Genomic DNA, 18486 nt, shown 5'->3' with positions numbered 1-18486 from the left:
AGTTAGCATTCCAGAAGCTGGAAATACTGCCAACTTCCTGCTTATCTACGCTGGGTACGATTACTCTGCTGCATTTTTTCCAGAATACGACCAAAAGAAACTGTTTTGCTTCCTACTTTCACCATCCCATCTTCCGGTAAGTAGCTAAATTTGACGTACAGTATATTGTTGCTGGTTTTATCTTTTGGCTTCATAGCCAAAATGGCTTGCTGTAATGCTTTTAGGTCGGAGGGGATACCCACCGCATCGGTGATATCGGTACCGGGCACAAATTTCGATACCTGATCAACAGTTTGAGTCAATATATCCTGTAGCGGAAATAAGCCGGTAAAACGTTGTTTGGGTTTATATTTTGTCACTCCCATATAAATGTCAGGTAGACCTTTAATGTGGTTTTCAATGCTGCGAGTTTTATTTTGCAACATAAATTCGCTAATCTCTACCGGAGAGCCAATCAATACCAGCGGTTTCACTCCTGCACCTTTTTCGGAAAAGAGATAGTTGTTATTGCTGCTTTTTACTGCTTTCTGCAACTCGCCACGATCCATGATTAAGCTGTAATATTTACCTTCTTTCACAACAGGTTTGGGTTCACGCCACATATTGATATCGCTAGCTTGTGCCATACTGGATACCATCATGTAACCGAAAAACGCCAATGTTACGGATAGTTTCATTAACTTTACCTTTTTAATTAGCCAAAAAAAAATAGCACTCGTAAAAAGTATAAAGCCGTGGTTGCAACAAAACTTAAACGTCGCTCACTTCACCGATAAGTATTTATTTATCTTAATCATATAAATTTCCCTCCTAATAATACCTGAATTATTACCCTTTGGATTCAACTGCTTGCAGTTATAGTGCTAAATAACAATAAATCTACTGGAAGTATACAGTTTGTGTACGAAAGGTGTTTTTTATGATTACGGAAACCTGAAATTGTCCGACTATCTGTAAATGCTATGAAATTGTATTGTAGATCCGATTGCGCCCGGTGCTGATGACTACCGGGGCAATAGTGGTTGGTTTAGCCCTGATAGGGTTCGCCAGCGGCGTAAACGCCGCAAGCCGTTTTGGCCAGGGTTGGTGGTTGCCTCCGGAATGCTGACAGGCAATCTGTTTTACGATGTTTGTTCTGCCCACCGTTTGTGTCTGGCTGGCGCGCGATCGCGACGGCATGTCAGAGCGAAGTTCTCTTTCATCAGCTCAACGTAGTGCATACCACATCCGTGGCTATTGTCGTGGTCTACTTTTTCGCCCTAAAATCTGCTCGCCATGTTGCTTTATTCATCAAACATCAAAATCAGTCAACGTAAATATCAATAATAGCCATATCACGGAGGGTGATCTTTATTCCTGAGAGAGGAGGGGTATTATTTTCTGCGTTCTACATTAACGGGTTAACGCGCAGATGTAGAGGTTATTTATATAATTATTGGAGTAACAACAATGAATAAATTCTCCCTTGCTACAGCAGGTATTATCGTGGCAGCGCTGGTAACCAGTGTTAGCGTGAATGCGGCAACAGATACTACTAAAACAAACGTTACGCCTAAAGGTATGAGCTGCCAGGAGTTTGTTGACCTCAATCCGCAGACGATGGCGCCAGTCGCTTTCTGGGTGCTGAATGAAGATGAAGATTTTAAAGGCGGGGACTACGTAGATTTCCAGGAAACTGAGACGACAGCAGTGCCGCTAGCCGTTGAGCTTTGTAAGAAAAACCCGCAGAGTGAATTAAGCAAAATAAAAGACGAAATCAAGAAAGAACTCTCAAAATAAGAGTAAACTGATATCAAAACCCGGCCTGTGTGTCGGGTTTTACTATTTGTGACACCGTCACAAATAACATCTTCCATTTCTTCTACCAATCACGTGGTATTGCACTATTTTCATTAGAGCCCTTTCACTATATGGAGACCTAATGAAAATTTTACCGCTGGCACTCTTTATCATTCCTTTTCTGGCCGGATGTGGCGCCAATAATACGCCGCCGCAAACGCCTATTCCTGGGGAAAAAACCTCTGCCAAATTACGTACCCTGGAAACAGGCGCGGCGGCTATTCAATCCAGACCACCTGTCGATGCCATCAGTACCTACCTTGACGGGTTCCATTTTTATAGCGGTGATAAAAACGGACAGATGGAAGCGCACCATTACGTTACCGTCCTGAACGAAGATGTCATGCAGGCGGTGATTTACGACGGCAACACGAAAAACGCGCGCCTGATGGGGGTGGAGTACATTATCAGCGAACGTTTATTTAAAACGCTTCCTCCCGAGGAGAAAAAACTGTGGCACAGCCACCAGTACGAGGTGAAATCCGGTAGCCTGGTGGCGCCTGGCTTACCGCAGGTCGCTGATAAGGCGTTGATGAGTAAGATTGTTAATACTTATGGCAAGACCTGGCACACCTGGCATACCGACCGGGATAAAACCCTGCCAATGGGTATCCCTGCGCTGATGATGGGCTTTACTGGCGACGGGCAGCTTGACCCCGCACTGCTGGCCGATCGGGATCGCCGTCTGGGAATTGATACCCAGGCCATTAAACGCGAGCGGCAGGATCTGCCTGAGCATCCCGTTGTTAAAGGGGCTAACGCCTGGGAGCAGGGGGAGGTTATCCAGCTACAGCGTGTTCAGGGCTCTGGCGAACACGGGCGAGGCGATACCGCGCACTTCGGTACATCTGAGCAATCCCGACAATAATTCCACGGTTTTACACGCAGATAGGAAAAAGAATGCCTGTTAAGTGACAGTGTCACGTAAAAATTAGCCCCATAGTCTATGCTTGTTTTTCGGATGCTGTAGAGGTTATGGGTTAAACGGAGCGACAAATGAGTTCAAAAATTTTTTGCAAAAGCTGGGGGGCTGAATATATCGCCGCTGATGTCGTCCGCTTTCGTCTTTGGGCCACCGGTCAGCAAAAGGTTATGCTCAGGCTTGCGGGTAAAGACCAGGAAATGCAGGTGAGCGGTGACGGCTGGTTTACGCTGGATGTATCCGGGGTGACGCCAGGTACGGAGTATAACTTTGTACTCAGCGATGGCATGGTGGTCCCCGATCCGGCTTCCCGCGCCCAAAAAACTGACGTCAATGGTCCGTCATATGTGGTTGATCCAGGCAGCTACGCGTGGCGCAACACCGGGTGGAAAGGTAGCCGTTGGGAGCAGGCCGTGGTGTACGAGATGCATACAGGCACGTTCACTCCGGAAGGCACTTTCCGCGCCGCAATAGCGAAGCTGCCTTATCTCGCTGAACTCGGCGTTACCGTTATTGAAGTGATGCCCGTTGCGCAATTTGGCGGCGAGCGTGGCTGGGGCTATGACGGCGTACTGCTTTACGCGCCGCATTCTGCCTATGGGACGCCGGATGATTTCAAAGCGTTTATTGACGCCGCGCATGGGTATGGTCTTTCCGTCGTCCTGGATATTGTGCTGAACCATTTCGGCCCGGAGGGAAATTATTTACCGCTATTGGCGCCGGCGTTTTTCCACAAAGAGCGCATGACGCCGTGGGGAAATGGTATCGCCTATGATGTCGACGCCGTGCGGCGCTATATCATCGAGGCGCCGTTATACTGGCTGACAGAATACCATCTCGACGGCTTACGCTTTGACGCTATCGATCAGATTGAGGACAGTAGCGCCAGGCATGTGCTGGTTGAAATCGCACAACGTATTCGGGAAGACATTACCGACAGACCCATTCATCTGACTACCGAAGATAGCCGCAATATTATTTCTCTGCATCCCCGTGATCAGGATGGCAATGCGCCGCTGTTTACCGCCGAATGGAATGACGATTTTCATAATGCCGTCCACGTTTTTGCGACCGGAGAGACCCAGGCCTACTACAATGATTTTGCTGATGCCCCGGAAAAACACCTCGCAAGAGCGCTGGCCGAAGGATTCGCTTATCAGGGGGAAATTTCACCACAAACCGGCGAACCTCGCGGCGTAAAAAGTACCGGACAACCCCCGGTCGCCTTTGTGGATTTTATTCAGAATCACGATCAGGTCGGTAACCGCGCCCAGGGCGACAGACTGATAACCCTGGCGGGCGCTGAACGAACAAAAGTATTGCTCGCCACGTTGCTGCTTTCACCGCATATTCCGCTGCTTTTTATGGGCGAAGAGTATGGCGAAAGCCGTCCTTTTCTTTTTTTTACCGATTTCCATGGGGATTTAGCCCGCGCCGTTCGTGAAGGTCGCGCAAAAGAGTTTGCCGATCATGCAGGGGAGAATGTTCCGGACCCGAATGCACCAGAGACCTTTCAACGCTCAAAACTTAACTGGAAGCAACAGCACAGTGAAGAGGGTAAAGCGTGGCTGGCGTTTACCCGCGAACTACTGCTTTTGCGCCAGAAGCATATCGTGCCGCTGTTGTCCGCTGCCCGTGAGAGCTCAGGAACGGTATTGCAAACCGCGCCCGGGTTTATTGCCGTTAGCTGGCGTTTTCCGGGAGGAACACTGTCACTGGCGCTGAATATTAGCGCCACGACGGTATTGCTGCCCGATTTACCGGGTAAGACTCTCTTTGCCTGGCCGAATGAATCCACCGGGTCGCTTTCCCAATATTCTCTTATTGTCCGCTTAGCCCAGGGAGAGTCTGCATCATGATCCCAACTGCAACGTATCGTCTTCAGTTTCGCAATGGCATGACCTTCGACCGCGCTGCGGCGCTGGTGCCTTACCTTAAAAATCTGGGTATCAGCCATCTTTATGCCTCACCCATCTTTACCGCCACCAAAGCGTCAACGCATGGTTATGATGTCACCGATGCGAATGAGATTGAGCCTTCTATTGGCGGGCGCGAAGGATTTGAAAGACTGGTGGCTGAACTTAAAGCACAAGGTCTGAGATTGATCATCGATATTGTGCCTAATCACATGGCCAGCTCGCTGGAAAACGCCTGGTGGCGCGACGTGCTTGAATATGGCAAGGAGAGCCGTTACGCGCGCCATTTCGATATTGACTGGTCGCGCCGACTGACGCTGCCTTTTTTAGGCGACACGTTTGACGCCGTGCTGGAAAACGGAGAAGTTGCGATCAAGCCCGATCCCGCTACGGGTAAACCCACGTTCGCCTATTATGATAACTATTATCCGCTTGCGCCGGCGACGTGGCAGGGGCGCGAGGCCGAAATACTGGCGCTTACCGATAAAGCCGCTATTGCTGATTTGCATGAGCGCCAGCCGTGGAAATTAATGTCCTGGCGCGATGCCGCTCGCTCGCTTTCATATCGGCGTTTCTTTGAGGTCACAGGGCTGGTGGGAATGCGGGTGGAAGATAAAATCGTCTTCGACGATACACATCGGCTGATTCTGGAGCTGGTCAGAACGGGGGCGGTTGACGGTTTACGTATCGATCATATCGACGGCCTTGCCGATCCGAAAGCCTATCTTGCGCGTTTACGTCAGGAAGTGGGACCGGCGTGCTATATCACCGTGGAAAAAATTCTCGCTAAAGGCGAGCAACTTCCTGATGACTGGCCGGTTTCCGGCACCACAGGCTATGAATTCATCGCCTCGCTGGCGGAAGTACTGGTTGACGATGAGCAGATAGACAATCTGCGCCAGGCTTACGAGACCGTAACAGGCGCGCCAGTGGATATGCGGGCGGAATTACGGGCGGCTAAATTGCTGATGGTCGATCGCAATTTCGAGGGGGAATTTACCCGGCTGCTCGCGCTTGCGCTGTCGATTGCCAGCGAGCTACAGATCGCACAGGAAGAGAGCGTCGTTCGGCAGGCGTTACGCGAGTTATTAATTGCCTTTCCCGTATATCGCACTTACGGCACGGCAGAAGGGCTACCGCCGACCGATATTTGCCTGTTACACCGTATTGTGGAACGGGTAAAGACGCTTGAAAACCCTCCGCAGCCAGAAGCGCTTACATTTCTGAGCCGTCTTCTTACCGGCGATGTTCCCGCCTCCAGCCAGGAGGAGGCGACACAGTTTCGCGTTCGGTTCCAGCAACTCACCGGTCCGCTGATGGCGAAATCGGTAGAGGATACGCTTTTCTTTCGTCAAAACATGGGACTGGCGTTAAATGAAGTCGGCGCCGAGCCCGTCACGCATCACTTCTCCATCGAACGCTTTCACCATGAGATGAAAACCCGACAGGCGCGACAGCCTGATGCGTTATCCGGTACGTCGACCCACGATACCAAGCGAGGCGAGGATGCGCGAGCACGCCTGTATACGCTTACCGAAGCGCCGGAACAGTGGAGCGAATGCCTTGCCCGCTGGCGGCAGATGAACCAGACCCATGTCAAATTTTTGAATGATGGCACTGCGCCAAAATCGGCGGATACGTGGATGCTATATCAGGCGCTGACCAGCGTCTGGCCCCCGATGCTACAACCACAGGACGAAACAGGTTTAAACGCGCTGAAAATACGCTTTGAAGCCTTTGTGGAGAAAGCGCTACGCGAAGCGAAGCTACGTACCGATTGGGTGGACAGTAATGAGGCTTACGAAACGGCAATGCTTGATTACGCCCGTTATTTACTGGCGCCGGATAATCAGACATTTTTGCAGGATTTTTATCGTTCCTTGCAACCCTTCATCCGCGCAGGACTGGTTAACAGCCTGACGCAGACCGTTATCAAATTAACCGCGCCGGGAGTACCTGATATCTATCAGGGGAGCGAGGCGTTGAATTTTAGCCTTGTCGATCCCGACAACCGCCGCGAACCAGATTTCGCCACGCTGGCGCAGCAGTTAGACCAACTGACGCCGGGAGTTTTCTCGCGCGAAGAGAGTTGGCTGGACGGGCAGGTGAATCAGTATGCCACCGCCGCCTTACTGCGTTTGCGTCAGCAGAATCATGAGCTCTTCCGTTTTGGCGACTATATACCGCTGCGGGCTGTTGGTCAGCGTGCCGACAAGGTCATCGCTTACGCCAGAGTCAATCATGATGATGCGCTGATTGTTGTTGCGCCCCGACTGGTGTTCGCCGAATGTGACGGCTTATTGTCACAATCGCATAGCGGTTTCTGGTCAGGAACCGACATTATTATACCCGGACAGCTTAATCAGCGTCGTTATCGCAATGTGCTTACCCAGGAGAGGTTAATGCCTGGTGAACGCCTGTCGTTGGCCTCACATCAGGGCGGCGTACTGGTTTTAATGAGCGACTGAGTTTATGTGTTGATGTGCCGTGACAGGACAACGTTTACCGTGGGTGGAGAAAGAGAATGACAACAAACAGGGCTTTTGAAATCAGATCAGGATACAGCCATACGCTTGGCGCGAATTATGACGGCGAAGGCGTGAATTTCGCTATTTTTTCCGCCCATGCGGAACGCGTCGAGCTTTGTCTTTACGATCCGAGTGGGGAGCATGAAATCGCTCGTCTGGAGTTACCGGAATATACCGACGAAATATGGCACGGCTATGTCCCGAAGTTGCAGCCCGGCGCGCTGTATGGGTACCGCGTTTACGGTCCTTATGACCCGGAAAATGGTCATCGTTTTAACCCCAATAAGCTGCTTATTGACCCTTATGCCCGTGAGCTGGTGAGCGATATTCAGTGGAACGATGCGCATTTCGCGTATCAATTACTTCATGACGATAAAGATTTGACCTTTGATGACCAGGATAGCGCGCCATTTACGCCTAAATGCCGGGTGATTGATCCGGCTGAGGCTAACTGGGAGGATAGACAACGGCCTTCCATACCGTGGTCGAACGCCATTATTTATGAAACGCATGTAAAAGGCTTTACCCAGCTTAATTCGGCGATCCCTGAGCCTCTACGCGGTACGTTTGAGGGCATGGGGCATAAAGCCAGCGTGGATTACATTAAAAGTCTGGGGATTACCTCCGTCGAGCTTTTACCCGTTCACTGGTTCCCGGACGATCAGCATCTGCTCGATAAAGGACTGAAAAATTTCTGGGGATATAACTCGCTGGGCTTTTTTGCGCCGGCGACGCGCTACTATGGTCCAAAAGGTATTCAGGGATTCCGCGATATGGTGCGCGCTTTCCATGATGCCGGCGTCGAAGTGATACTGGATGTGGTCTATAACCATACGGCAGAAGGGAATGAACTTGGCCCCACGCTGTCATTTAAAGGTATCGATAACTTCTCTTACTATCGCACCATGCCCGATCAGCATCGCTATTATATTAACGATACAGGGACAGGTAATACCGTCAATACCTCTCATCCACGGGTACTGCAAATGGTGATGGATTCGCTTCGCTATTGGGCGGAGTCAATGCATGTCGACGGCTTTCGTTTTGATTTGGGCACCATTCTTGGTCGTGAGCCGGAAGGCTTTGATCAGAGAGGCGGCTTTTTTGATGCGGTAACGCAAGACCCGGTGCTGGCAAAACTGAAACTGATTGGCGAACCCTGGGATATCGGACCGGGCGGCTATCAGGTTGGCGGTTTTCCACCAGGGTGGGGCGAATGGAATGATAAATATCGCGATACGGTTCGCGAATACTGGAAAGGTGACAACGTCACAAATGATTTCGCCGCACGCCTGCTGGGTTCCGGCGATCTCTACGATTTGCGCGGCCGTCGCTCCTGGTCAAGCGTTAACTTTATTACTGCCCATGACGGCTTCACGCTGAACGATCTGGTGTCTTATAACGACAAACATAATGAAGCCAATGGCGAAGATAATAATGACGGGCATAATGATAACCGCTCCTGTAACTATGGCGCAGAAGGGCCAACCGACGACGAGGGCATCAATGCGATACGCGAGCGACAGAAACGTAATTTCCTGACCACCTTACTTTTCTCACACGGCACGCCGATGTTATTAGCGGGCGATGAGTTTGGCCGCAGTCAGATGGGCAATAACAATGGCTACTGTCAGGACAGTGAAATATCGTGGGTCCACTGGGATAATTTGCCGGAAACCGCCAATGCGCTACGGGAGTTTACCCGTCATCTGATTCAACTGCGCGCCACGCAACCGTTGCTGCGCCGGGAGAGCTGGCGTGACGGTCTGGAGATCCGCTGGTTTAACGCCGGCGGAGGGGCGCAGCAATCCGAACAATGGGATGAGGGATCGACGATAGGCGTATGTATTAGTCGTCCCGATCTTCAGCCGGAAGCGGGGATCTGGCATGACGCCTTACTGCTTTTCAATCCGTTTGAAGGCAGCGTACCGTTCCGTATTCCGATGTGGGGAGAAGGCGGCTGGGTACTTGAACTGACGACTGCCGATAACGCGCAGCAGGGAATGCGGATTACCGAAGAAATGGATTTCGATCTGGCCGGGCGCAGCATCGTATTATTCAGACGCCCCTGATAGTGAAACCGCGCTCCGGACCCAACCGGCCTTGATGGCCGGTTTTTTTACTGGCGCTCAGGCGATATCATGTCGCAGAAATAACACCGTTGTCAGTTTACCGCCCGAAAAATTCATCCGCCTGTTGGTATTCCTTTGATTGTCTTCACCGATATTCGCTTCAGGCCGTCTATTGCCATTTCAAGGTAGGTACGTGGACATCCCAGATTTAAACGGATAAATCCGCTGCCCGCCGGGCCAAAGCCGCTGCCCATTGAAGGAGCAATACCCGCGACATCCGCCATTACCCATTTTAGCTGTTCGTCATCCAGTCCCAGTTTTTTACAATCCATCCATAATAAATAGGTTCCCTGCGCCGGGACAATTCTTGCCCAGGGAAGGTGCTCTGTCGCCTGTTCAACAAACCAGCGGCGGTTTTCCGCCAGGTAATCCAGTAGCGAATCCAGCCACTGTCTGCTTTCATTCCATGCGGTAGTCGCCGCCTGAACGGAGAGAGCGTTAAAGACGTCCAACCCATGAGCGTCCAGACGAGACAGGAAACGCTGGCGAAGCGTAGGCTCGGGAATGAGAAAATTAGAAATTCGCAACGACGATAAGCCAAACGTTTTGCTGGCCGCAGTGGCGGAGATGACCCGTTTATGCCAGCGCTCCCCTAAATGCAGTACCGAGGTAAAGGTTTCGCCGGGCAGCAATAGATCGGCCCATATTTCATCCGAGATGAGAGTGACATCATAAGCTTCACATAATAAAAGCAGTTGCTCCAGCTCGTTGGCCGACCAGCAACGCCCGGTTGGATTATGTGGATTACACAAAATCATCAGCGGAGGGCGCTCATGGCGAAACAGCCTTTCCAGTTGGCAAAAATCCATCTGGTAGCCGTCGTCCGGCGACTCGCTAAGGGGATTCTCCAGCAGTTTTCTACCATTAAGCGTGATTATTTTGGCGAAGGAGCCATAGTATGGTCCCTGTACCACTACGCCGTCGCCTGGATGCGTCAACATTTGCACTAAGAGCGCCAACCCTGGTACGACGCCTTCCACGCTGCATACCCATTCCTGTTTTAACGTGAGCTGGTGGCGTGACGAAAACCAGTGAAGCAGGGCGTTAAAATAGGCCTCATCACGTTCACTATAGCCAAATACGCCGTGCTCGATTCGCTGATGCAATGCCGCCTGAACCTCAGGCGGGCAGGCAAAATCGAAATCAGAAACCCACATCGGCAGCAGTTTCCCTGCGCCATCGCCAAAGTGACGCTCAATAAAATCCCACTTTACCGAACCAGTATTGTTGCGATTGATAATCTGGTTAAAATCCATCTTGTTTCCTTATTATTCCGTCACTGACGATTGCGGCGACTTTTCTGAGGCGGAGGCAGTTCTGGCAATACCAATTCCGCTAAAACCATAAATTAATGCGAAGAAGATTGCCGCATAGCATTGGATAGCCCGGGGCAGAAGATCAAGCGTGCTAACGCCCAGCGTGGTTGCCATGTAGACGCCAGCCGAGGTCCACGGCAGGAGAGGTTCGATAACGGTACCGGCATCTTCTATCGTCCGTGAAAGGTTTTTAGTATCCAGCCCCATACGACGATAGGCATCTTTAAACAGTTCGGCGGGAACTAACAATGCCAGTGACCAAAATTGTGGTGCCGATAGTGGCGGCAATGAGTTGACCAACGCTATGAATAATGGTCAGCAGTCGGTTAATGATGATCGTTAACGCGCCGGTTAACGTTAGCGCTCCGGCAAATGAAAAAGCGCAGAAAACTAACAGTATTGTTCCCATCATCGAGAACATTCCGCCCCGGTTTAGCAGTCGCGGAACATCGGCCACGACACCTTCTGCGCCTTGTGGGAACATGGCGATATCAAATCCATCAATGAAAGCGTCCAGTCCCTGTTTGATGCTCAGTCCCTGCATGATGACGCCGAGGAACAAGGCAAGTACGCAGGCGCTTAACATTAATGGGATGACAGGCTTCTTGCGAATTGCGCCCCACAGTACGATCACCGGCGGCAAAATAAGAACAATATTAAAATGGTATAGCGACTCCAGCGAGTGGATGATGTCCGTAACGCGCTGCGGCGTGGCCACCTCGCCCAGCATATTACTGTGTCCGGCGATAAGATAAACCACGGCGGCAAGCAGGAAACTTGGCAGGGTCGTCCAAAGTAAATGCTGAATATGCTCAAACAGAGTAGTGTCTGCGACAATCGCGGCAAAGTTAGTCGAGTCGGACAACGGTGAGATTTTGTCGCCGAAATAAGCGCCAGAAACGACGGCGCCAGCTGCTGCTGCAAGAGACACGTCCAGCCCGGCGGCAACCCCCATTAACGCAACGCCAACCGTCCCGGCGGATCCCCACGATGTACCGGTACAGACGGAGACCACGCTGGTTAAAAAGAAGGCTGCAATCAAAATATATTCCGGGCTTATGAGTTTTAGCCCCCAGTACACCATGTAGGGAATGGTGCCACTAAACATCCAGGTGCCAATCAAACCACCCACGCAGATCAGGATCATGATAACCGGCATTGCTTTAGCCAGCTTATCCACCACTGAGTTGATGATGTCTTCCCAACAGTATCCTTGCCACCATGCAATGCCTGCCGCTACCGCCGCAGAGCACAGAAGGAGCGGTTCGATACGTAGCCCCATGATGCCGTAACCGATAATCAACAATAACAACATGGAGATGACTGGGATTAGTGCTAAACCCAATGACAGCGTTTTCTTCTTGTTTTGTGATGCACTCATAATGGAGCTCCGGTCAGTAAGGTAGCTCAAGGGTAGGGGGATACGCTTCTCACTACTGTGATCCATTACTTTCGTCCATGTAACCGATTACATGAGAAGGGTTAATTTGATAGTCATCACAGTTTTTACTGTTGACGACGCATTCATCGTGAAAAATAGGGCGCGACAGAATCGCGGATCACCAGTTCGGCATTGAAATGATTGCTGCTGGGCGGCGGCGTAATGCCCTGGTATAACTGTATCGCCAGTTGCGCGGCACAACGCGCCATTTGTTCGACCGGATAATGCATTGTTGTTAACGCCGGATAAAGATACCGGGCCAGCACCACATCATCAAAGCCGACAATAGAGAGCTGTTGCGGAAGCTGAACGCCGCGTTGATGAAGAATACGCATAATGCCAGCGGCCATCACATCGTTAAACGTGACCGCTGCCGTAAGGGGAAGCCCGCTATTAATAAGTTGATGCGCGGCCCGCTCGCCGCCTTCTTCGTTAAACGGAACGCTAATCACCCAGCGAGGGTCTGGAGAAATACCATATTCTTCCAGCGCCTGACGGTAACCATCAAGGCGTTCCTGACGATCGATAATTGGCAAGTCAGATGTCACACAGGCGATGCGCCGATGCCCGTTCGCCAGGAGATATCGGGTCGCTTCCCTGGCGGCGCTGCGATTTTCCAGCCAGATACATCGGTTGGCCATACCGGCGATATAACGATTAACAACAACCAGCGCTGGAAAGTGGGCTGCGTAGCGCAGCAGCTCTTTATCCGGTAATCGGCTGGCGTGTACAACAATAGCCTCACTACCATCAAGCGATACTGCTGCTTACGAGAAACAAGGGATGCTGCGCACGCTGATTAAAGTCACGTTCGGTTATCCTGCGATTTTTGACGAGGTTCGGCAGGAATGCCAAATCAACAATGCGCATGTTGTCGCCGGATGTGGATCCGGGTATCAAAGCGTTTATAGCCGTTGTCAGAGCTGCAGAACATCAGTCAGAAAAAGCAGCGGACCAGGGTTCGTGTGCAGGATAAGCGGGTGCAAATCAACAGAATTCGCGCAGCGTCACGGCAGGGAAGGGATCAAACTTATGGGCCAGAAGTTTTTTGACATGCACGAATCCAGCCGCCTTAACATGTCTTTTAATTGTTCTGGTGCATTTAACATAATATACATTATGCGCACCATGATGATGGAGAACGGAAAGCAGCCCCCAAGCGTGAATCAGTTCATACAACCAGCGACCAGCCCTGGCAGACGCAATGAGCATACCTATCGTGAACTCCGGCGCCTGAGGAATATCGTTTTTGCGAAACGGATTAAGCAAATGCTTTAGCGGTGGTTCTGGCGGATAGTATGTTGTGATCGAGAAATTCCCTTTATCTACATCCAAAGAACCATACTTTTTAGAAAAAACGGAGCGGTAAGCATCTGGATATTTATAAAATAAGCTGGAATCCACATACTCATCAAGACGCTCACCATGACTGGCTAAATAGCAAATTAAGGCATCATGATTTTCTACGACGGCTCGGTACTGGCTCTCTTCGCTAAACTTTTGCTCTACCTTAATGGAAATTTCAGGATTATCAACCAAATAGAAAACATCATTCGCGTTAAGCCTTTCTTTTAAAAGTCCGGAAATAATTACTCTATTATTTGGTAAAAATCCCTCTAAAACAATTTTAATTAATCTATTTCGTCTTGTTTTACAGATAAACATATAGTTTATTATAGTACTGTCGTTAAAACAGATTACATCACCTTCTTTGATATAATCTGTTACTTTACTAAAGTCTACCTTATGAATTTCCCCTTTACTCCGGTTGAGGACAAGCATTTTACACTTTTCCCTGTATGAATCATTGGCTATCCAATGAGGTCTGAGTGGGATAGTCATCTGATCGGTAATGCGAAAATCATATTTTTCGGTAAGCATTTATTTACCCTTTGAAAAACCATTGATACGGCGATTGTTATATAGCCGTATTCTGCAGTATACGTTGGCCTTTCAAAGGGTGAAAATTAACTCAATAAATGTTGTTGTTATATTTACTTTGCTGGCTATTTAATCAATGTCAGATACCGATATTAAGCTGGACGATCGGATTTGACCGCCCTTTTCTTTTGCTTATTCCGGCATTGAAGCATCGCTATCCATTGCATCGGCAAACTTTTGCATTAACCGAACAAAGACATCAAGTTCATCCTGAGGCCAGTCTTTAAAAACAACTTTGCCCATTTGCTCTCGAGCAGCGTCTATACGCTCCGTCATCGCCTTTCCTGTCCGGGAGATAACGGCCTCGCGTATACGACGATCGATGGCATTATGCTGCCGTATTATCAACCCCAGCTTCTCCATGCAGCCAGGGCGTATGAAAACAGCGCCGGAGCGATAAATAACATTGCTTTACTTTTTTTCATCATGCTTTCCTTGTTTGTAAAATGGATTGGATGAATATATTAAATTAAACCTATCAATGGTTATGCAGCACGTAATTAATTGTGATCTTATTTTACATAACTGACGGGTTTAAAGGAGAGTTAAACACAGCGAACTAACATGAAACGCGTTATCCGTGTGACCATTTAAAAAAATCCCATCATGTTATAAATAAAAAACACGGTTTCTTATCAACATTAAGAGATGCCATCACAACGCTATATTTACTCAACATCACCAATAACATTAAATTAATTTATGTTTTTGAGTAATGTGAGTAGCACACATGTAATCAGTTGTTACGAATTAGAAACATAATTGCTACTAAAACACGTTGAGAAAGACAAGAAATGCAACATATGATGCCCACACTAACTATAGTGGTTTGGGATAAACGTTATGCAAACACAAGATACATTTTATCAAGTTATGCGTAGACACGGCGTGACAAGGCGTAGCTTCCTCAAGTTTTGCAGCCTTACCGCAACGTCTTTAGGCCTGAGCAGTTCGATGATTCCTCAAATAGCTTATGCCCTGGAGAATAAACCGCGTACGCCAGTGATATGGCTGCATGGTCTTGAATGTACCTGCTGTACCGAATCTTTCATTCGCTCTGTGCACCCGTTGGCAAAAGATGCCATTTTGTCGCTCATTTCCCTGGATTATGACGACACCATTATGGCCGCCGCAGGGCAACAAGCCGAGCAGGCGTTGGCGGATGTGATGCGTGAGTACAAAGGAAATTATATCGTTGCCGTGGAAGGTAACGCGCCGCTGAATGAAGATGGGATGTTTTGCATACTGGCTGGCGAGCCGTTCCTGGAGAAGTTAAAACGCGTCAGCGCGGATGCTAAAGCGATTATCGCCTGGGGATCCTGCGCATCATGGGGCTGCGTGCAGGCAGCCCGTCCCAACCCAACTAAAGCCACGCCGGTTCACAAATTAATTACCGATAACCCCATTATTAAAGTGCCAGGCTGCCCGCCTATACCTGAAGTGATGTCCGCCGTTATCACCTATATGCTGGCATTTGATCGCATCCCTCCCCTTGATCGTCTTGGACGACCAAAAATGTTTTATGGCCAGCGAATTCATGACAAATGCTACCGACGCGCGCATTTCGATGCCGGTCAGTTTGTGGAAGCATGGGATGACGAAGGCGCCAGAAAAGGGTATTGCTTGTACAAGATGGGCTGTAAAGGCCCGACCACCTATAACGCCTGTTCAACCGTTCGCTGGAATGATGGCGTGTCTTTTCCTATCCAGTCGGGTCATGGATGCCTCGGATGTTCGGAAGATGGATTCTGGGATTACGGTTCTTTCTACAGCCGGGCAACGGGCATTCCGCAAACCGGCATTGAGGCTACCGCCGATAAAATCGGACTGGGCGTTGCCGGCGTCGCGGGCGCTGCCGCCATCGCTCACGCTACGGTTAGCGCCATAAAACACGCCCGTAATAAAAATAACACGTCATCAGAAAACGCTCCGGAAGAGAAAAAATAATTATGGCATATCCTTATCAGACTCAGGGTTTTACGCTGGACAATAGCGGACGGCGAATTGTGGTCGATCCGGTTACTCGCATCGAAGGGCATATGCGCTGCGAAGTGAATATTGACAGTAATAATGTCATTACTAACGCCGTGTCGACCGGCACCATGTGGCGCGGCCTGGAGGTTATCCTGAAAGGTCGCGATCCGCGAGACGCCTGGGCATTTGTTGAACGCATTTGCGGCGTCTGCACCGGTACACATGCTCTGACCTCAATCCGTGCCGTAGAAAATGCGCTGGGAATCGCGATTCCGGACAACGCAAACTGTATCCGTAATATGATGCAGGCTACGCTACACGTTCACGATCACCTGGTGCATTTTTATCATCTGCATGCGCTGGACTGGGTCGATGTAGTTGCCGCCCTGAAAGCCGACCCGCATCAGACCTCCGCCATCGCGCAAAGCCTTTCCGCATGGCCGCTATCCTCGCCGGGATATTTCCGCGATTTGCAAAATCGACTGAAGCGGTTTATCGAGTCCGGTCAACTTGGCCCTTTCCGTAACGGCTACTGGGGACATCCGGCGATGAAACTTCCACCGGAAGCCAATTTGCTGGCGGTCGCCCACTATCTTGAAGCGCTCGATTTTCAAAAAGAGATCGTAAAAATTCACACCGTTTTCGGTGGTAAAAACCCGCATCCTAACTGGCTGGTGGGCGGCGTCCCTTGCGCCATCAACCTTGACGAAACGGGCGCGGTCGGCGCAGTGAATATGGAGCGCCTGAACCTTGTCAGTTCCATCATCCAAAAAGCTCGCCAGTTCTGCGAACAAGTTTATCTTCCGGACGTCTTGCTGATTGCCAGTTATTACAAAGACTGGGCAAAAATCGGCGGCGGGTTATCGAGCATGAACCTGCTGGCTTATGGCGAGTTTCCGGATAACCCTAACGATTATTCCGCCAGTAATCTTCTGCTTCCGCGTGGAGCTATCATTAACGGTCGTTTCGACGAAATTCATCCTGTCGATTTAACCGCCCCCGATGAGATTCAGGAGTTTGTCACTCACTCCTGGTATACCTATGGTAACGGCAATAACGATAAGGGCCTGCATCCGTGGGATGGTCTGACCGAACCGCAACTGGTCATGGGCGAACACTATAAAGGCACAAAAACCTTTATCGAACAGGTGGATGAGTCCGCTAAATATTCATGGATTAAATCGCCGCGCTGGAAGGGACATGCGATGGAGGTAGGTCCGCTGGCGCGTTATTTGATTGGATATCATCAAAATAAACCGGAATTTAAAGAGCCCGTGGATCAACTGCTGAGTGTATTAAAGCTGCCTAAAGAGGCGCTCTTTTCTACATTAGGACGTACTGCCGCGCGTGCGCTGGAATCTGTATGGGCAGGCAATACGCTGCAATATTTCTTCGATCGTCTGATGCGTAACCTCAAGTCCGGCGATACGGCGACGGCAAACGTCACGCTCTGGGAACCCAATACCTGGCCTACATCGACAAAAGGCGTTGGTTTCAGCGAGGCGCCGCGCGGCGCGCTGGGGCACTGGATAAAAATTGAAAATCAGAAAATCGACAGCTATCAGTGTGTGGTACCGACAACCTGGAATGCCGGGCCACGTGACGATAAAGGTCAAATTGGCGCGTACGAAGCGGCGTTAATGGGGACTAAACTCGCCGTTCCCGATCAACCATTGGAGATTTTACGTACTCTGCACAGCTTCGATCCCTGCCTGGCCTGCTCCACCCATGTTATTGATAATCATGGAGGGGAGCTGGTCAGGGTTCAGGTACGATGACGACGATTCGGAGGTCTCAATGCATCTCAAAGAAATAACCAGCCAGGGGTACTATATCTATGAAGCGCCGGTCCGTTTATGGCACTGGATCACGGCGTTATCCATTGTCGTCCTGGCTGTTACAGGATATTTCATTGGCCGCCCCCTGCCATCGATTCAAGGTGAAGCGACCTTTATGTTTTGGATGGGCTGGATACGACTGATCCATTTTACCACGGCGTATATTTTTACTGTCGCGCTGCTGTTTCGTATTTACTGGGCATGTGTCGGCAATGAGTACGCCAGAGAGATGTTTCTGGTTCCGTTCTGGCGCCGCGCCTGGCGCAAAGGCGTTATCAGCGAAATCCGCTGGTATTTTTTCCTCGAAAAAGAGGCCCATCGTTACTATGGACATAATCCGGTAGCGGGACTGGCGGTAATGTTCTATTTCTGGATGTCCGTACTGATGGTGTGTAGTGGCTTTGCGCTCTATGGCGAAGGGCTTGGAACAGACAGTTGGGCGTATCAATGGTTTGGCTGGATGATTCGCCTGACTGGCAACGATAGCCTCGCGCTACATTTCTGGCACCGGCTGGGCATGTGGTTCATTATCGCCTTCGTCATTGCGCATGTTTATACCGCTATCCGCGAAGACATTATGAGCCGACAAAGCGTGATTTCCGTCATGATAAGCGGCTGGCGCTGGTTCAGGTGATAACA

The 18486-nt window shown here is 50.0% G+C and carries 10 protein-coding genes and 4 pseudogenes; 8 read left to right on the top strand and 6 right to left on the bottom strand.

Features of this window, described 5'->3' with window-relative positions; all coding sequences use genetic code 11:
- Positions 1–41 precede the first annotated feature (41 nt).
- Positions 42–677 (bottom strand): hypothetical protein, encoded by a 636-nt coding sequence (locus J4685_RS01635; RefSeq protein WP_000778347.1) that lies wholly within the window; start codon positions 675–677, stop codon positions 42–44.
- A gap of 772 nt (positions 678–1449) precedes the next feature.
- On the opposite strand from J4685_RS01635, the gene hdeB reads away from it, so the two are divergent.
- The 5 genes from hdeB (at position 1450) to glgX (ending at position 9277) form a co-directional block, all read left to right on the top strand.
- Positions 1450–1779, top strand: coding sequence for an acid-activated periplasmic chaperone HdeB (gene hdeB / locus J4685_RS01630; RefSeq protein WP_001032161.1), 330 nt, complete (start codon positions 1450–1452; stop codon positions 1777–1779).
- A 142-nt stretch (positions 1780–1921) separates the two neighbouring features.
- Entirely contained in the window at positions 1922–2707 is a 786-nt protein-coding gene (locus tag J4685_RS01625; protein WP_000698598.1) for an OBAP family protein, read from the top strand.
- Between the two features lie 128 nt (positions 2708–2835).
- Positions 2836–4620, top strand: coding sequence for a malto-oligosyltrehalose trehalohydrolase (gene treZ, locus J4685_RS01620; protein WP_000095565.1), 1785 nt, complete (start codon positions 2836–2838; stop codon positions 4618–4620).
- Complete coding sequence (treY, locus tag J4685_RS01615) at positions 4617–7145, top strand: malto-oligosyltrehalose synthase (RefSeq protein ID WP_000613166.1); 2529 nt, start codon at positions 4617–4619, stop codon at positions 7143–7145. The genes treZ and treY overlap by 4 nt, the downstream gene beginning before the upstream one ends.
- A 56-nt stretch (positions 7146–7201) precedes the next feature.
- Positions 7202–9277 (top strand): glycogen debranching protein GlgX, encoded by a 2076-nt coding sequence (gene glgX / locus J4685_RS01610; protein ID WP_000210603.1) that lies wholly within the window; start codon positions 7202–7204, stop codon positions 9275–9277.
- Between the two features lie 113 nt (positions 9278–9390).
- Here glgX and J4685_RS01605 read toward each other — a convergent pair whose 3' ends face one another.
- From J4685_RS01605 to J4685_RS01585, 5 genes and pseudogenes are all read right to left on the bottom strand, one after another.
- Positions 9391–10593 carry a MalY/PatB family protein gene (locus J4685_RS01605; protein WP_000347158.1) on the bottom strand — a complete coding sequence of 401 codons (1203 nt, stop codon included), beginning with the start codon at positions 10591–10593 and terminating at the stop codon, positions 9391–9393.
- A gap of 12 nt (positions 10594–10605) precedes the next feature.
- Positions 10606–12034 (bottom strand): annotated as a pseudogene (gene nhaC / locus J4685_RS01600) (Na+/H+ antiporter NhaC).
- Between the two features lie 143 nt (positions 12035–12177).
- Positions 12178–12843, bottom strand: a pseudogene (locus tag J4685_RS01595) (substrate-binding domain-containing protein); the annotation flags it as partial.
- A gap of 436 nt (positions 12844–13279) precedes the next feature.
- Positions 13280–13975: pseudogene (locus J4685_RS01590) on the bottom strand (DUF1493 family protein); the annotation flags it as partial.
- A 192-nt stretch (positions 13976–14167) separates the two neighbouring features.
- Positions 14168–14398: pseudogene (locus J4685_RS01585) on the bottom strand (MarR family winged helix-turn-helix transcriptional regulator); the annotation flags it as partial.
- A gap of 480 nt (positions 14399–14878) precedes the next feature.
- Between J4685_RS01585 and J4685_RS01580 the strand changes: the two are divergent.
- Genes J4685_RS01580 through cybH form a run of 3 tightly spaced genes read left to right on the top strand, consistent with a single transcriptional unit; the run spans position 14879 to position 18481 of the window.
- Positions 14879–15982 (top strand): hydrogenase small subunit, encoded by a 1104-nt coding sequence (locus J4685_RS01580; protein WP_001194453.1) that lies wholly within the window; start codon positions 14879–14881, stop codon positions 15980–15982.
- A gap of 2 nt (positions 15983–15984) precedes the next feature.
- Positions 15985–17787, top strand: coding sequence for a nickel-dependent hydrogenase large subunit (locus tag J4685_RS01575; protein ID WP_000331202.1), 1803 nt, complete (start codon positions 15985–15987; stop codon positions 17785–17787).
- The gene (cybH, locus tag J4685_RS01570) at positions 17738–18481 is read left to right on the top strand and encodes a Ni/Fe-hydrogenase, b-type cytochrome subunit (protein WP_000924456.1); all 744 of its coding nucleotides are present in this window, start codon (positions 17738–17740) and stop codon (positions 18479–18481) included. Before J4685_RS01575 ends, cybH begins: the two co-directional genes overlap by 50 nt.
- Positions 18482–18486 lie beyond the last annotated feature (5 nt).

It is taken from the genome of Salmonella sp. 32100201201700099SM (assembly GCF_017572645.1).
Classification (GTDB): Bacteria; Pseudomonadota; Gammaproteobacteria; order Enterobacterales; family Enterobacteriaceae; genus Salmonella; species Salmonella enterica.
Note: the sequence above shows the minus strand (reverse complement) of the source record. Positions and strands in the feature narration are given on the sequence as shown.

Excerpts from the sequence above, each read along its gene's own strand:
- J4685_RS01605 (WP_000347158.1), bottom strand. The coding sequence starts at position 10,593 with ATGGATTTTAACCAGATTATCAATCGCAACAATACTGGTTCGGTAAAG.
- J4685_RS01580 (WP_001194453.1), top strand. The coding sequence starts at position 14,879 with ATGCAAACACAAGATACATTTTATCAAGTTATGCGTAGACACGGCGTG.
- hdeB (WP_001032161.1), top strand. The coding sequence starts at position 1,450 with ATGAATAAATTCTCCCTTGCTACAGCAGGTATTATCGTGGCAGCGCTG.
- cybH (WP_000924456.1), top strand. The coding sequence starts at position 17,738 with ATGTTATTGATAATCATGGAGGGGAGCTGGTCAGGGTTCAGGTACGAT.
- glgX (WP_000210603.1), top strand. The coding sequence starts at position 7,202 with ATGACAACAAACAGGGCTTTTGAAATCAGATCAGGATACAGCCATACG.
- J4685_RS01575 (WP_000331202.1), top strand. The coding sequence starts at position 15,985 with ATGGCATATCCTTATCAGACTCAGGGTTTTACGCTGGACAATAGCGGA.
- treZ (WP_000095565.1), top strand. The coding sequence starts at position 2,836 with ATGAGTTCAAAAATTTTTTGCAAAAGCTGGGGGGCTGAATATATCGCC.
- J4685_RS01625 (WP_000698598.1), top strand. The coding sequence starts at position 1,922 with ATGAAAATTTTACCGCTGGCACTCTTTATCATTCCTTTTCTGGCCGGA.
- J4685_RS01635 (WP_000778347.1), bottom strand. The coding sequence starts at position 677 with ATGAAACTATCCGTAACATTGGCGTTTTTCGGTTACATGATGGTATCC.
- treY (WP_000613166.1), top strand. The coding sequence starts at position 4,617 with ATGATCCCAACTGCAACGTATCGTCTTCAGTTTCGCAATGGCATGACC.